Genomic DNA, 2619 nt, shown 5'->3' with positions numbered 1-2619 from the left:
GCACCGGCCGGCACCGGCGGTGCGGCGGCCCCCTCCGGGTGCGGCGACCACGGCGACACCGCGAGTGCGGGGGCCGACCGGGCCAGCCCGAGCAGCCGTTCCAGGTCGACGGTGGCGGCGACCGCCTCACCGAGCCGGCGGACCGCCCGCGCGGCCTCGCCGCCGTTCTCCAGCACCGGCATCACCCCGTGCCGGCGGCTCGGCAGCACGGCCGGCAGGTCCTGGCGGCGCAGCGCGCCGTAGACCGGTATGCCGATGTCGTCGAGCGCCTCGCGCAGCAGCGTCTCGTGCCGGGCGGAGGCGACCCGGTTGAGGATCACGCCCCCGATCCAGAGCTGCTCGTCGTACGCCCGGAAGCCGTGCACCAGGGCGGCCACCGACTGGCCCATCGCGGCGACGTCGACCACCATCACCACCGGGCTGCGCAGGGCGGTGGCGACCGCTGCGGTCGACTCGGTCTCGCAGCGTCCGCTGAGGCTGTCGTAGAGGCCCATGCTGCCCTGCACCACGGCGAGCCCGGTGTCGGCGGCACCGTGCAGCAGCAGCGGCGCGAGCCGGTCGGTGCCCATCAGCCGAGGGTCCAGGATGCGCCCGGGTCGCCCGGCGGCGAGCCCGAGGTAGGCGGCGTCGACCGGATCCGGGCCGATCTTGAATCCGGCCACGTCGAGACCGCGATCGGCGAGCGCGGCGAGGATGCCGATCGCCAACGCGTTCTTGCCGTGCCCCGACGAGGGGGCACTGAGCACCAGACGCGGCACGACGGTCATCATCGACTCCTCGCGAGCGGAGAGCGTGCCGACCGTCGGCGCGCCCCGTGCGCGTGACGATAACCCACGCCGGTCGCCCGTAGGCGCCGCCCGCCGTCCCGACCCACTTCGATCCGCCCGACCGGAGCGGACCGCCCCGGCACCGACACGCTCCGTCGTCGACCGGCCGGTTTCCGGCCGTCACCTCGACGGGCGGGGCGGCGCAGTGGCGACGGTCATACGGGTAGCCTCGTGGCGTGTACCGGTTCCTGCTGACGCCGCGCTGGCTGGGCATCCTCGCGCTGACCCTGGTCCTCGCCACGATCATGGTGATGCTCGGCAACTGGCAACTGGACCGCTACCACGGTCGGACGGCGGTCAACGAACGCATCGACGCCGGGTTGCGGATGGACCCGATGCCGCTGCGCGAGGCGGTGCCCGCGCCCACCGGCGGCGCTGGCAGCGTCGGCCCGGCACCGGCCGAGGACCGGACCTTCATCCGGGTGATCGCGACCGGCCGGTACGACACCGACAACGTGGTCCTCGTCCGGGGCCGGACGGTGGAGAGCAAGGTCGGCTTCGAGGTGCTCACCCCGCTGGTGCTGGCCGACGGCACCGCCGTCCTGGTGAACCGGGGCTGGATCCCACCGGCGCCCGGCGGCGCGATGGCCCAGCCCGAGGTGCCGGCGGCGCCGGCCGGTGAGGTGACCGTCGAGGGCCGGGTGCACGCCAGCGAGAGCGGCTCCGGCAACGTGGCCCGACGGGAGGGCCGGCTGGAGACCCGCCGGGTCGCCGTACCGCAGCTCGCCGCGCAGTTGCCGTACCCGGTGCACGGGGCGTACGTGCTGCTCGACGAGCAGACCCCGGCCGCCGACCCGGTCTTCCGTGCGGTGCCGGTGGGGCACGCCAACAACTGGCAGAACCTCGGGTATGTCGTGCAGTGGTGGATCTTCGCGGCGATGACGCTCTTCGGCTACGGCTGGATCGCCCGCCGGGAGGCCCGCCGGTTGGCCGGTGTGCCCGACGACGACCGCCCGCGCGACCGGGCCGCCGAACCGGCCCCGAGCAGCCCCGCGACGAGCAGCACGGCTCCGACCAGCTCTGCCTGAGCAGCCCGCCCCGGCCAGCTCTGTCTGCGCTGGTCAGCGGCCGGCGTGGATGGCGCGTACGGCGTCGATGGTGTCGGCCTCGGCGGCGGTCTTGTCGTCGCGGTAGCGGACCACCCGGGCGAACCGGAGAGCCACCCCGCCCGGATAGCGTGAGCTGGTCTGCACCCCGTCGAAGGCGATCTCCACGACCTGTTCGGGCCGGACCCGCACCACCCAGTCCCCGCGCTCCACGGCCAGCTCCAGGAACCGTTCGGTCTGCCACCGCAGCAGCTCGTCGGTGAGGCCCTTGAAGGTCTTGCCGAGCATCACGAATCCGCCGGTGGCCGGATCCCGCGCCCCGAGGTGCAGGTTCGACAGCCAGCCGCTGCGCCGACCACTGCCCCACTCGACGGCGAGCACCACCAGGTCGAGGGTGTGCCGGGGCTTCACCTTCACCCAGGCCGCACCGCGCCGACCCGCGTCGTAGGGCGCGTCGGGCGACTTCACCACGACGCCCTCCTGGCCGGCGTCGAGCGCGGCGGCGAATGCCGCGCCGGCCTGCTCCGGCCCGTCCACCTCGATCCGCCCGACCAGCACCGACGCGTCGACGGTCGCGGCGAGCGCGGCCCACCGCTCGCGACCGGGCAGGTCGATCAGATCCGCGCCGTCGAGGTGCAGCAGATCGAAGAAGTACGGCACGAGCACGGTCTCACCGGTCCGTGCGGCGGCGGCACGGACCGCTGGGGCGACGGATGCCCCGGTGGCCCGGCGGGCGGCGGCGCTCG

1 protein-coding gene and 2 pseudogenes are annotated in these 2619 nt (G+C 74.7%); 1 reads left to right on the top strand and 2 read right to left on the bottom strand.

Annotated features, from left to right (window positions below):
* A pseudogene (locus EYA84_RS30275) lies at positions 1-767 on the bottom strand (cobyrinic acid a,c-diamide synthase); the annotation flags it as partial.
* 236 nt (positions 768-1003) lie between these two features.
* On the opposite strand from EYA84_RS30275, the gene EYA84_RS30270 reads away from it, so the two are divergent.
* Positions 1004-1855 (top strand): SURF1 family protein, encoded by an 852-nt coding sequence (locus EYA84_RS30270; protein WP_131057625.1) that lies wholly within the window; start codon positions 1004-1006, stop codon positions 1853-1855.
* 33 nt (positions 1856-1888) lie between these two features.
* Here EYA84_RS30270 and EYA84_RS30265 read toward each other — a convergent pair.
* A pseudogene (locus EYA84_RS30265) lies at positions 1889-2619 on the bottom strand (ATP-dependent DNA ligase); the annotation flags it as partial.

The organism is Verrucosispora sp. SN26_14.1 (assembly GCF_004307965.1).
GTDB lineage: Bacteria > Actinomycetota > Actinomycetes > Mycobacteriales > Micromonosporaceae > Micromonospora.
This window is presented reverse-complemented; position numbering and strand designations above follow the sequence as displayed.